11 protein-coding genes are annotated in these 13,110 nt (G+C 56.6%); all 11 read left to right on the forward strand.

Features of this window, described 5'->3' with window-relative positions; translation table 11 throughout:
• Positions 1 to 29: 29 nt before the first annotated feature.
• Complete coding sequence (gene plsX / locus ABJM11_RS07345) at positions 30 to 1,031, forward strand: phosphate acyltransferase PlsX (RefSeq protein ID WP_348295101.1); 1,002 nt, start codon at positions 30 to 32, stop codon at positions 1,029 to 1,031.
• Between the two features lie 128 nt (positions 1,032 to 1,159).
• The gene (fabD, locus tag ABJM11_RS07350; protein WP_348295102.1) at positions 1,160 to 2,101 is read left to right on the forward strand and encodes an ACP S-malonyltransferase; all 942 of its coding nucleotides are present in this window, start codon (positions 1,160 to 1,162) and stop codon (positions 2,099 to 2,101) included.
• Positions 2,102 to 2,110: 9 nt separating this feature from the next.
• Positions 2,111 to 2,854 (forward strand): 3-oxoacyl-ACP reductase FabG, encoded by a 744-nt coding sequence (fabG, locus tag ABJM11_RS07355; protein WP_348295103.1) that lies wholly within the window; start codon positions 2,111 to 2,113, stop codon positions 2,852 to 2,854.
• 132 nt (positions 2,855 to 2,986) lie between these two features.
• Complete coding sequence (gene acpP, locus ABJM11_RS07360) at positions 2,987 to 3,220, forward strand: acyl carrier protein (protein ID WP_007154069.1); 234 nt, start codon at positions 2,987 to 2,989, stop codon at positions 3,218 to 3,220.
• Between the two features lie 119 nt (positions 3,221 to 3,339).
• Positions 3,340 to 4,587: a beta-ketoacyl-ACP synthase II gene (gene fabF, locus ABJM11_RS07365; protein WP_348295104.1), complete on the forward strand. Its 1,248-nt coding sequence runs from the start codon at positions 3,340 to 3,342 to the stop codon at positions 4,585 to 4,587.
• 8 nt (positions 4,588 to 4,595) lie between these two features.
• Positions 4,596 to 5,414, forward strand: coding sequence for an aminodeoxychorismate lyase (gene pabC, locus ABJM11_RS07370; protein ID WP_348295105.1), 819 nt, complete (start codon positions 4,596 to 4,598; stop codon positions 5,412 to 5,414).
• Positions 5,415 to 5,419: 5 nt separating this feature from the next.
• The gene (gene mltG, locus ABJM11_RS07375; RefSeq protein WP_348295106.1) at positions 5,420 to 6,484 is read left to right on the forward strand and encodes an endolytic transglycosylase MltG; all 1,065 of its coding nucleotides are present in this window, start codon (positions 5,420 to 5,422) and stop codon (positions 6,482 to 6,484) included.
• Positions 6,484 to 7,116, forward strand: a complete 633-nt coding sequence (tmk, locus tag ABJM11_RS07380) for a dTMP kinase (protein WP_348295139.1) — start codon at positions 6,484 to 6,486, stop codon at positions 7,114 to 7,116. The genes mltG and tmk overlap by 1 nt, the downstream gene beginning before the upstream one ends.
• A 67-nt stretch (positions 7,117 to 7,183) precedes the next feature.
• A complete protein-coding gene (locus tag ABJM11_RS07385; protein ID WP_348295107.1) occupies positions 7,184 to 7,963 on the forward strand; it encodes an AraC family transcriptional regulator in 780 nt (259 codons plus the stop codon).
• A gap of 203 nt (positions 7,964 to 8,166) precedes the next feature.
• Positions 8,167 to 11,346 carry a bifunctional proline dehydrogenase/L-glutamate gamma-semialdehyde dehydrogenase PutA gene (gene putA, locus ABJM11_RS07390; RefSeq protein WP_348295108.1) on the forward strand — a complete coding sequence of 1,060 codons (3,180 nt, stop codon included), beginning with the start codon at positions 8,167 to 8,169 and terminating at the stop codon, positions 11,344 to 11,346.
• A 210-nt stretch (positions 11,347 to 11,556) separates the two neighbouring features.
• Positions 11,557 to 13,047, forward strand: a complete 1,491-nt coding sequence (putP, locus tag ABJM11_RS07395) for a sodium/proline symporter PutP (protein WP_348295109.1) — start codon at positions 11,557 to 11,559, stop codon at positions 13,045 to 13,047.
• The last annotated feature ends 63 nt before the right edge of the window (positions 13,048 to 13,110 follow it).

Below are 13,110 nucleotides of genomic sequence, written 5' to 3' on the forward strand. Positions count from 1 at the left end.
CCCATCCGCCAGTGTCAGATGGAGGAACGGTGAAACCGGTCACCATCGCTATTGACGCCATGAGTGGTGATCGCGGGGCTGCTATTGTGGTCTCCGCTGCACTGGATGCGGTGAAAGAAAACGAAGCCTTGAGTCTTGTTCTGGTTGGAATCCGGAGCGAGCTCGAGGCTTTGCTGCTTGATGGGCACCCTCGAATTCGCATTGTCGAGGCTGCCGACGTTGTGCGCATGAATGAGCGGCCGTCCCACGCGCTTCGTCACAAACGCAATTCCTCCATGGCGGTTGCTCTGGGCCTGGTTCGGGATGGCGTAGCCCAGGGGTGTGTCAGTGCCGGTAATACCGGGGCTCTTATGGCGTTCGGGCGATCGGTGATCCGTATGTATCCAGGTATTGAGCGGCCTGCGATTGCAAAATTGATCCCCTCTCTTCGTGGCCGTTGTCACGTCCTTGACCTGGGTGCCAATGTGGATTCCACGGCGGAGAACCTATATCAGTATGCGCTGATGGGCTCGCTGATGGCCTCTGCTATCTGTAATCAGCCTGAGCCGCGAGTAGCGCTGCTCAACGTGGGTGAGGAAGAGATCAAGGGTAACGAGCAGGTGCGGCTTGCCTCTCATATGCTGGCTCAGTGCGACACAATCAATTACATCGGATACATTGAGGGCAGTGATCTTTTCAGGGATGTGGCCGATGTGGTGGTTTGCGATGGCTTCGTTGGCAATATCGCCCTGAAAACCGGTGAGGGCGTGGCCGGCCTGCTGATCGAGTTGTTGGAGCAGGCGTTCACCAAAACGCTTTACGGCCGGTTTGTTGGTCTGCTGGCGCGGCCCATGATCGGGCGCTTGCTCAGGTTGATGGATCCCTCGCGGCATAATGGTGCCAGCCTTCTTGGGCTCCAGGGCGTAGTTATCAAGAGCCATGGTAATGCGAATGAGCGCGCCATGCTGGCGGCGATTCGGCAGGCTGTGCGCGAGGTGGATCTTGAAGTTCCCAGCCGTATCAATGACCGCCTTGATGACCTGATGTTCTGATTCTCCCGCACTGCATCCTCTTGTGAGACTAAAGTCTCTTCCCATTTTTGCCAGATTGGCTGTACCGGCCCCGGGGTTGTACTATTGGCTAATCTCCCGGAACCCTCATTAACGGTAAGATTCGCGCTATGAAATCAGCTTTTATTTTTCCCGGACAAGGATCGCAGTCTGTAGGCATGCTGGCGACAGCAGCCGAGAGCTGGCCGATCATAGAAAAAACCTTCTCTGAAGCCTCAGATCTCCTGGGGTATGACCTTTGGCACCTGTGTCAGCATGGACCCGCCGAAGACCTTAATCAGACTACGGTGACGCAGCCTGCCCTGCTGACAGCCAGTGTTGCGCTCTGGCGCCAGTGGTTTGTGGCGGGGGGCACGGCGCCGGATTACCTGGCCGGACACAGCCTTGGGGAATACAGCGCGCTGGTGGCTGCCGAGAGCCTGAACTTCTTCGATGCCATCAAGCTGGTACGTCTGCGCGGTGAGCTGATGCAGACGGCGGTGCCGGCTGGCGAAGGCAAGATGGCGGCCATTCTTGGCCTGGAAGATGACGATGTGATTGCCGCCTGCGCAGAGGCCGCCAATGGTGATGTAGTTGCTGCGGTGAATTTCAACGCGCCCGGCCAGGTGGTGATTGCCGGCTCCGCTGCTGCCGTAGAGCGGGCCATTGACGCCTGCAAGGCTCGCGGTGCCCGTAAGGCCATGCCGTTGCCGGTGAGCGTGCCATCCCACTGTGCTCTGATGAAAGGCGCGGCCGAGGAGCTGGCAGAGGCGCTTGATGAAGCCAGTTTTAACGACGCTGTCATTCCCGTGGTTCAGAATGTTAAGGCGTCTGTTGCCCAGGATAGCGATACGCTCAAGAGCAATCTGGTCAAACAGCTATACTCTCCAGTGTTGTGGACAGACACCATCCGCGAACTGGTAGCTAACGATGTCGGGATCGCGGTAGAGTGCGGCGCCGGTAAGGTGCTTGCCGGTCTGGCAAAGCGGATCGATCGTGACCTGGCGGTCCATGGAGTCGAGGAGCCGTATGCGCTGGCAAAGGCGTCAGAGGCGTTCGGACAGAAAGGATAGGAGCATTGCATGTCTCTTGAAGGCAAAACTGCACTGGTTACCGGTGCAACGCGTGGTATCGGTAAAGCCGTCGCCAGGGCGTTGGCTGAACAGGGCGCAACCGTCGTCGGCACAGCTACGAGCGAAGCGGGTGCGGAGTCTATTTCGGCCGATCTCAAAGCAGCGGGTGCACAGGGTTTCGGTATCGTAATGAACGTTGCCGACCCTGCCAGCATCGACGCCGGACTGAAAGAAGTGAATGAAAAGGCCGGGACACCAGTGATCCTGGTCAACAACGCAGGGATCACCCGTGATAACCTGTTAATGCGTCTGAAGGATGATGACTGGTCCTCCGTGATTGAAACCAACCTGTCGAGCGTCTACCGAACCAGCAAGGCTGTTTTGCGAGGCATGGCAAAAGCCAGATGGGGGCGGGTTATCAATATCAGTTCTGTCGTAGCCGGCATGGGTAACCCGGGGCAGGCCAATTACTGTGCTGCCAAGGCCGGTGTTGAGGGTTTTACCCGCAGCCTGGCCAAAGAAATGTCGAACCGGGGGATCACTGCCAACTGTGTTGCCCCGGGATTTATTGACACGGATATGACCCGAAAACTGGACGACAAGCAACGCGAGGCTATGATGGAAGTCATACCTGCCGGTCGTCTGGGTGAGCCGGAAGAAGTGGCAGCGGTAGTTGCCTTCCTGGCTTCGGAGGCCGCCGGTTACGTGACGGGCGAAACGATTCACGTCAACGGCGGTATGTACATGGGATAGTCCCTGCGGGGGCATGTGCGCAAACCCTTGTTGCACAACATGTTTGAATGGAACCCCTGCTTGTCTGCAGGTATGGTTTAAACTAAACTGGCAGCACTTAAGTTGCTTGGTTGACACAAAAGTGAGGACATTATGAGTACAGTTGAAGAGCGCGTTAAGAAGATCGTTTGTGAGCAGTTGGGCGTTAAAGAGTCCGAAGTTCAGAACACATCTTCTTTTGTAGAGGACCTTGGCGCTGACTCACTGGACACCGTTGAGCTGGTCATGGCACTCGAGGAAGAGTTCGAGACCGAAATTCCGGACGAGGAAGCGGAAAAGCTGGCGAGTGTTCAGGACGCGATCGACTACATCGTCGCGCACACCTGATACTCAGCACGTTTTTTACGCCAGGCAAGAAGCCGTCCATGTGATACTGCAATGGGCGGCTTTTTTATTGGCCGGCGTATACTCCATCAATACTCGAAAAAACCTCAGGTGAAGGGGATATGGCTAAACGACGTGTTGTGATAACGGGCATGGGAATGCTGTCGCCACTGGGTAACGATGTGGATTCATCCTGGGAGGGTATCCTGGCCGGACGCAGTGGCATCAGCGAAATCGACCGGTTTGATACTACGGGATACAACACGCGGATCGGCGGCGGTATCAAAAACCTGGATATGGAATCCTACCTTTCCACCAAAGATGCCAGGAAGCTTGACCCATTTATTCATTATGGTCTCATTGCGGCCCAGCAGGCGGTCAACGCCAGCGGCCTGGAAGACTATGTCGATCTCGACAGGGAACGGGTAGGGGTTGCCATCGGCTCAGGTATCGGTGGCCTTGAATACATCGAAAAGACGGTCATTACCATGGAGAAGTCGGGGCCCAGAAAGGTGTCGCCCTTCTTTGTGCCGGCCTCCGTCATCAACATGATCTCCGGTAATGTAGCTATTCGCTTTGGTTACCAGGGCCCCAACATTGCCATTGTGACCGCCTGTACCACTGGTACACATAATATTGGTTATGCAGCCCGCACCATCGCTTACGGCGATGCGGACGTGATGCTGGCAGGTGGCTCGGAGATGGCGACCACTCGCAGTTCCATTGCTGCGTTTTCGGCAGCCCGGGCGTTATCGACCCGCAATGATGAGCCGGAGAAAGCGAGCAGGCCCTGGGACGCTGGCAGGGATGGTTTTGTGCTCAGCGATGGAGCTGGAGTTGTAGTGCTTGAAGAGCTTGAACACGCCAAGCGCAGGGGGGCTACCATTCACGGAGAAGTTGTCGGCTTTGGTATGAGTGACGATGCTTTCCATATTACCTCTCCGCCAGAAGGTGGTGAGGGTGCGGCCCGTTCGATGACAAATGCCATTCGGGATGCCGGGCTTGATCCCGACGCGGTCGACTATATCAACGCCCACGGTACGTCCACCCAGGTGGGTGACGTTGCCGAGGTTGCTGCAGTAAAGTCCGTATTCACGGAACACGCCTACAAACTGGCTGTAAGCAGTACCAAGTCCATGACTGGCCACCTTCTCGGCGCGGCGGGTGCAGTGGAGGCGATTTTCTCAGTGCTTGCGATTCGCGACGGTGTCCTGCCACCCACCATCAACCTGGACGATCCGGACGAAGGCTGTGACCTCGACTTTGTGGCCGGTAAGAGTCGCAAGGCGGATGTCCGGATAGCCCTGTCGAACTCTTTCGGCTTTGGCGGCACTAACGGAACCCTCATCTTCAAACGTTACGAGGACTGATCACGGCCGTGTTGAATCTTATCCGGGCCGACAGTAGTGATGTCCCCGCCACTGATCGCGGACTGGCTTATGGTGACGGCCTGTTCGAAACGATCCGTATGCGCGGCCGGCAGGCGGTACTGCGTTCGCTTCATCTGGACCGGATGGTTGCGGATGCAGCGCGGCTTGAAATACTGGTTGAGCGTGGTGAACTTGATGCCGCGATCGCGCAGGCGGGGCCTGCCTACGAATCGCGGTTCGAAGGTGAGGACTGGGTACTGAAGCTTACACTAACGCGCGGCAGCGGCGGAAGGGGATACCGTTTACCGGCTGAATGTCGTCCCAATCTTGTCATGTCCGTCTCGGCCATGCCACCACTCCCGGACAAAGGGGGGGTTGTCGCTGATGTTGCGCAGTTTCCCCTGACGGTGAATCCGCGTTTGGCTGGCATGAAAACACTTAACCGGCTGGAGCAGGTCATGGCAAGCCGCGAGTTCACCGGCCGAGAGTTTGAGTTGATTATGCGGGATGGCGCGGGAAACCTCGTCGAAGGCACACGCACGAACCTGTTTGTCAGGCATGGTAATGCATGGTGTACTCCGGCTGCTGGTAATCTGGCGGTTGCCGGCGTCATGCGGAATTATCTGATTGAATGCCTCCGTGCATCCGGACACCACGTCCGGGAGGGCGCGATTCACCCCTCCATTCTTTCGTCACCCGGTTTCCGGGGGCTCTATCTGACCAACAGCGTTGTGGGTATTGTTCCTGTCCGAAAAATGAGTGGTGTTGATTTGCCAGTGGATGTCGGGCTTGAGACAATCTGCGATCCTCTGACAACTTTGGAATAAAAAGCTTGTTCAAGAAGTTACTGATCAGTCTGTTTTGCCTTGTCGTTCTGTCCGTTGCCGGCAGTAGTCTCTGGGTATGGCAGGGGCTCCAGACCCTTGAGCAACCGGTCGTTCTGGATGAGCCGGTCCTGTTCAGCGTTCCCTCCGGACATGGTTACGGGCAGGTTGCCGGCAAACTCGAGGAGGAAGGTCTCGCCGGCGACAGCCTGTGGCTGAAAATTCACGGCAGGCTCTTTCCGGAGCAGACTCGCCTGAAGGCCGGGGAGTACGAGTTTACCCCTGGTATGAGCACACTGGACATGATTTCGATGATGGTAGCCGGTGCTACCAAGCACTGGCAGATCCAGTTTATCGAAGGTTGGACATTTGCTGATATGCGCCGCGCACTGGAAGCCAGTGAGCGTCTTGACAAAGTAACCATGGAATGGACTGACGAACAGATCATGGAAGCGATGGGCGCTGAAGGCGAACATCCCGAGGGACGGTTCTTCCCGGATACCTATCTGTTTACCAGCAATGAGTCCGATCTTGACCTGTTGCGTCGTGCTTTCAACAGGATGGAAGAAGTGCTGGCCACCGAATGGGCGACCAGAGCTGAAGACCTGCCTTACGATTCGCCTTATGAAGCCCTGATTATGGCTTCTATTGTTGAGCGGGAAACCGGTGCGGCCCATGAAAGGGAAGAGGTGGCGGGGGTCTTCGTCCGCCGTCTGCAGAAGGGCATGCGGCTGCAGACCGACCCAACGGTGATTTACGGCATGGGAGACAAGTATCAGGGCCGAATCACCCGGCGCGATTTGCAAACCCGCACTGACTACAACACCTACCGCATTGATGGCTTGCCACCAACGCCAATTGCATTACCGGGGCAGGAGGCGATCCACGCTGCCTTGCATCCGGCCGATGGCGATGCTCTCTATTTTGTGGCGCGCGGGGATGGTACCCACAAGTTTTCCCGAACATTGCAGGAGCACCAGAAGGCAGTGCGGGAGTTCCAGCTCAACCGCCGCGCTGATTACCGTTCCTCTCCCGCACCTGTGCAGGCTCCTGACCCCGGAGAAAGCGAGTGATGACCAGCCGAGGGCAGTTTATTACCTTCGAGGGTACCGAAGGTGTTGGTAAGTCCACTCAGCTGGCAAATGCCGCGGATACCCTGGAAAGGCTTGGGATTGACTATATTGTGACCCGGGAGCCGGGCGGTACACCGATGGCAGAAGCCATTCGTGAGCTTCTGCTGGCACCCCGGGAAGAGCCCGTCAATGACATGACGGAATTACTGCTGATGTTTGCTGCCCGCGCCCAGCATCTTCATACCCGCATACTTCCCGAACTGAAAGCCGGGCGCTGGGTCCTGTGCGATCGTTTCACGGATGCCACCTTTGCCTACCAGGGGGGAGGTCGCGGTGTGCCCGCTGAACGTATTGCCCAACTGGAAAGTCTGGTGCAGGGGGACTTTCGTCCGGACCAGATAATTTTGCTTGATGCACCGGTAGAAACCGGCATGACCCGTGCGCGGCACAGAGGTGAGCTGGACCGCTTTGAGCAGGAGGCCGTGGCCTTCTTTGAGCGCATACGTCAGACCTACCTGAAACGCGCTGCAGCAGACCCTGGCCGGTATCACTTAGTGGATGCGGCGCAGCCTCTGGAAACAGTCAGTCGGGACGTTGTCAGGTTGATCCAGGGCCTGGCGCGCACGGCCTGACAGTGCATGTTGCGCGATGTTCTGCTTTAATTGAGTAACATTCTCAATCCACCCCCGGGTAGCGGGTATGTTGAACGCACGCTTGTTAAAGCTTCCAACGGCTTCTCATCACCATCGCCACGAACACCATCAGATTGTCGTGGGGGTGCGCGGGGAAGCTGATCTGAGCGTGGACGGAACCGGGTCCCATCTGGATACTTGGCGTGCGTGCCTGGTGCCTACCGAAGCCAGGCATGATTACTGTGGCGACCTGCAGAATCATGTTCTGGTCATCAATCTTGATCCCTATATGCCGGCCCTCAATAGTCCGGCCCACAGCGAATATGAAACATTAGCCCCATTATTCGAACGGCCGCGCACCCTGGTGCTGGACAGCAAATTACAGGGCCTGGTTCAGTTTGTTGCCGGAGAATTTGATCGTTCGCCGGATAACGAGGGTATGAAGCACCATATGGGTGCCAGCATTCTGCATTGCATGGCTGAACGCCTGAGTGAAGGCCGGGACGTGCGCCAGAATCGTCATGCCATAAGCCCGGATACCATCCGGCGCTATATCATGGAGAACATTCAGCGCAAGATAACCGTGAGCGATCTTGCCGGCGTTGCGTGCCTTAGTGTCAGCCGCTTTCACGAAATGTTCCGGGAGGTGGTTGGCGTTACGCCACACCAGTTCCTGCTGCAGACCCGCCTCGACCAGGCTGTGCAATTACTAACAATGACCCCCCTGTCGGTGGCGGAAGTCAGCTACCGCACCGGATTCTCGTCCCAGAGCGCTCTTACCAATGCCCTCAGAAAACACAAGGGCACAACACCTTCCCGCTTGCGAATTGATGGCAAAGTTGCCTGATTTGCTAAAAAACGCCCAATTCCGGATGAATTTACAAAAAAATCGTAGGATTTTGTAAGCTTGTGATCCGTAGTAATACTAACTTATGGAGGTAGCTGGTCATCCTCAGGGCGCTGGATAGATTTGTGCGTATTGTCTGACCCCAACAGAATAATAAATTCGGGTATTCGGCTGGCAGCCGGTGCCATTGACGAGGCGCTAACATGTTCAATGCAAGCAGGGTTCTGGAGCCTGCATTTCAGGAGCAGCCGAAATCCTTTTTCTGGCAGGGCATTATCGCCAACTACGCCGTCGATGAAGCCAGCTACCTTAACGAACTGATCCCCCTTGCCCAGAGCGATGCTGCAGAGCATCGAGACATCACCGATACAGCGACCAGGCTGATCCGAAGGGTCAGGGATCAGGACGACTCCGTCCATATGATTGATGCGCTCCTTCAGGAATACAGTCTCGACACGCAGGAAGGCATCCTGCTCATGTGTCTGGCTGAAGCGTTGATGCGTATTCCCGACAAATACACCGCTGATGCCCTGATCCAGGACAAGCTCTCCGACGCGGACTGGAAAAAACACGTTGGCCGCAGCGAGTCCACGCTCGTTAACGCCTCTACCTGGGGCCTGCTGCTCACCGGGCGCGTGGTCAGAATGGACAAGCGCCTTGACGGTTCTCCCTCACGTATCTGGCGACGCCTGGTCAAACGTAGCGGTGAACCGGTGATTCGCAGCGCGATGTACCAGGCCATGGCGATTATGGGCAAACAGTTCGTGCTGGGCCGTGATATTGATGAAGCCCTGAAGAACGCCAGGGAATATAGGGACCTTGGCTATACCTATTCCTTCGATATGCTCGGCGAAGCGGCGATGACCAGCGATGATGCAGTCCGTTACCTGAAGGACTACATGGATGCCATCCGCTCCGTCGGAAACGATACCTATCCTGGCAGCAAGGCCCCGTCCCCCTCGATTTCCATCAAGCTTTCCGCGCTTCATCCCCGCTATGAGGTGTCCCAGGAAGAGCGTGTGTTGCAGGAACTCTGCGCAACGCTGACGGATCTTCTGGCCGTTGCCCGTGACCACAAGGTGTCGATTACCATTGACGCCGAGGAGATGGATCGTCTGGAACTGTCGCTCAAACTGTTTGAGAAGGTGTTCAGTTCAGCGGTTGTGAGAGGATGGGGCGGTTTCGGGGTGGTTATTCAGGCCTACTCGAAACGGGCGCTACCGGTCCTCTGCTGGCTCACAAAGCTGGCCAGGGAACAGGGTGATGAGATCCCTGTCCGGCTGGTGAAAGGCGCGTACTGGGATACGGAAATCAAGATCTGCCAGCAACTGGGGCTCGACAGTTACCCGGTGTTTACCCGCAAGGAAGCCACGGATACCTCTTACCTGGCATGCCTTCGGTTCCTGCTGAGCGACTATACCGACGGGGCATTGTATCCGCAGTTGGCCAGTCATAATGCCCACACCGTTGCCGCGGTGCTGGCAATGGCCAGGAACAAGCGCCGTAAGATCGAGTTTCAGCGCCTCCATGGTATGGGAGATGCGCTATACAACAGTATCCTCGAGCAGAGCGATATCCCCGTGCGGATATACGCCCCGGTTGGTGCCCACAAAGACCTTTTACCGTACCTGGTTCGCCGTCTGCTTGAAAATGGCGCTAACTCCTCGTTCGTCCATCGATTGGTGGATGCCGCGACACCCATTGAGGACCTGGTTCAGAACCCGGTCCATGAGCTCCAGAAACACGAATCCCTTCCCAATGACCGGATTCCGGCGCCACCCGGTATTTACGGCGACGAGCGCCTGAATTCCCGGGGCCTGAATATCCACGTTGCATCCGATCTCGATCCGCTGCTGAACCACCTCGCCCAGTGGTCTGAGTGCGGCTGGGAGGCGGCGCCGGTGATTGGCGGAGAGAAACGAAGGGAGGGAAGCCCCAGGGAAATCACCGCCCCCTACGACACTACCCGTCCTGTGGGGCATGTCTACTGGAGTACCAGGGCCCTGGCGACAGAAGCACTTGAAACCGCCGCTGCCGGCTTTCCCGGGTGGCGGGATCGCCCAGTGGAGGACCGGGCCCGGTGTCTGGAGAAATACGCGGACCTGCTGGAATCCCACATGGAAGAGCTTATGGCGATCTGTTGCCGTGAAGCTGGCAAAACCATGCAGGATGGCATTGATGAAGTTCGTGAAGCCGTTGATTTCTGCCGCTATTACGCTATCCAGGGCAGAGCCCGGTTCGGTGACGCCATGGCGTTGCCCGGGCCAACGGGAGAAAGCAACGAACTCTATATGGAAGGGCGGGGGGTGTTTCTGTGCATCAGTCCCTGGAATTTTCCGCTGGCCATTTTTACCGGCCAGATGATGGCAGCTCTGGTTGCTGGCAACACAGTGATCGCCAAGCCAGCGGAACAGACGAGCCTGGTGGCTGGCCGCGCCTTTGAGCTGATGCTGGAAGCCGGATTCCCGCCTGAAGTGATTCAACTTTTACCCGGTGATGGTGCGACAATCGGCGGCAAACTGACCCCGGACCCCAGGATTGCCGGCGTGGCCTTCACCGGTTCTACACAGGTAGCGCATATTCTCAATCGTACCCTTGCTCAGCGTGAGGGGGCCATCGTGCCCCTGATCGCGGAAACGGGGGGGCAGAATGCAATGATTGTTGACAGTAGTGCGTTGCCGGAGCAGGTGGTCAGGGACGTGATCCAGTCCGCTTTTGCCAGTGCGGGGCAGCGTTGTTCGGCATTGCGTGTGCTCTATATCCAGAAGGATGTAGCCGAGCGAATGGAGACCTTGCTGGCGGGCGCGATGCAGGAACTGTCGGTTGGCAACCCGGAATTGCACAGTACCGACGTCGGGCCGGTGATAGATGACGAGGCACAGTCCAGCCTGCAGTCCCATCTGAGTGAGCTGGGCAAAAATGCTCGATTTATTGCCCGGACGCCATTACCCGACTCGTGTCAGTCCGGGTACTTTGTGCCGCCATCTGCCTACGGGATTTCGGGCATAAATGAGCTGAAAAACGAACATTTCGGACCGATTGTTCATGTTGTCCGCTACACTGCAGAGAAACTGGATGATGTTATCGACGAGATTAACGCCGCTGGGTATGGCCTTACACTGGGTATTCACAGCCGGAGCGAATCCACCGCGGCGTATATTGAACAGCGTGTAAAAGTGGGCAATACCTACGTCAACCGGGATCAGATTGGTGCAGTTGTTGGTGTTCAACCCTTTGGCGGACGGGGTTTGTCCGGTACAGGTCCTAAAGCGGGCGGCCCACATTATCTGCTGCGATTCGCCACTGAGAGAACCCGCACAATCAACACGACGGCCGTGGGCGGGAATGCCTCACTGCTGTCCCTTGGAATCGAAAAGGTGTAAACGGCGCTATGCTCTTGAAGCAGGCGGAACAGAAACTGGCGGATAAGGAGGTAAGCATTGCGATGCGGAGGCTGGCGCTATAAGCAGTAGCGCCTCATCACCTGGGCAATAAAGAACGTTAAAAAAACAAAGGGTGCGACTATCGTTTTAAAACGGTAAACGCGCCAACCGGATGGAGCAAGATCCATCCAATTGAACTGGAGGAGTTTCATGGCTATTGGTGTTTGGATAAGTCTATTTCTTTATTTTGCGCTCATGATCGCCATCGGCGTTTATGCAATGCGCAGAGCTACGTCTTCATCCGAAGATTACATGTTGGGTGGGCGAGCACTCAGTCCAAAGGTGGCGGCGCTTTCGGCCGGGGCCTCCGACATGAGCGGCTGGTTGCTTCTGGGGTTGCCCGGAGCGCTGTTTGCATCAGGCCTGGGTTCGGCCTGGATCGGTATTGGCCTGCTCGTAGGTGCGTTCTTTAACTGGACGCTCGTAGCGCCGAGGTTGCGTGAGCAGACGGTTCACTACGGCAACGCGATCACCATTCCATCCTTTCTCGCTAACCGTTTCCCGACGCAGGCGCTGTCTCTGCGTACAGTGTCTGCCATCGTTATCGTCATCTTCTTCGCAGTTTATACAGCGTCCGGCCTGGTTGCCGGCGGCAAGCTGTTTGAAAGCGCCTTCTCGGGAATTTTCAATTTCGGTGGCCTGAGTGACTACGCAGTCGGTATCGTCATCACGCTGGGTGTCGTTCTGGCATATACCGTCGTTGGCGGGTTCCTGGCGGTAAGTATGACGGACTTCGTACAGGGCTGCATCATGATGCTGGCACTGGTGATCATGCCGGCCGTTGTGCTCTTCGGCGAAGGTGGCGGCGGTTTCGCCCAGGCCTCGCAGACACTGAATGAAGTTGATCCGACGCTTCTGTCGTGGACGGAAGGGTTGACGGTCATAGGCTGGCTTTCAGCGGTGACCTGGGGCCTGGGTTATTTTGGTCAGCCGCACATCATCGTGCGCTTCATGGCGATCCGCACTCTCAAAGACGTACCGATTGCACGTAACATTGGTATGAGCTGGATGCTTATTTCCCTGATCGGTGCTGTCTCCCTTGGCGTGTTCGGCAGGGCTTACGCCATTCGCAATGGTATGAATATTGAAGATCCGGAAACGATCTTTATTATTCTGTCAGACCTGCTGTTCCATCCTTTGATCACTGGCTTCCTCTATGCCGCTCTGCTTGCCGCGGTTATGAGCACCATCTCCAGCCAGCTGCTGGTGTCTTCATCGTCACTGACTGAAGATTTCTACCGTCTGTTCCTGCGTAAGGAAGCGAACGACAAGGAATGCGTCAACGTCGGCCGTGTCTGCGTGGTGCTGGTTGGTCTCGTGGCTGCTGTTATCGCCTCCGACCCGAACTCTCAGGTTCTGGCGCTGGTGAGTAACGCCTGGGCAGGCTTTGGTGCCGCGTTCGGCCCACTGATCATCCTGTCACTGATGTGGCCACGTACCAACGGTGCTGGCGCTATCGCGGGCATGGTTGCAGGTGCGGCTACGGTTATCGTCTGGATCTCACTGGGCTGGAACGGCGAATTCATGGGTGGTCCGGGCGTATACGAGATCATTCCTGGCTTCATCGCGGCCTGGATCGCCATCATGGTCGTTAGCCTTGCAACAGAAGATGCCGGAGAGTATCAGCACATTACCCGGTAAGAAAGAGCGCTTACAACGCTCTGAGTAATGAATGGGGCTCCTTCGGGGGCCCTTTTTAATAGC

It is taken from the genome of Marinobacter sp., assembly GCF_039977835.1.
Lineage (GTDB): Bacteria > Pseudomonadota > Gammaproteobacteria > Pseudomonadales > Oleiphilaceae > Marinobacter.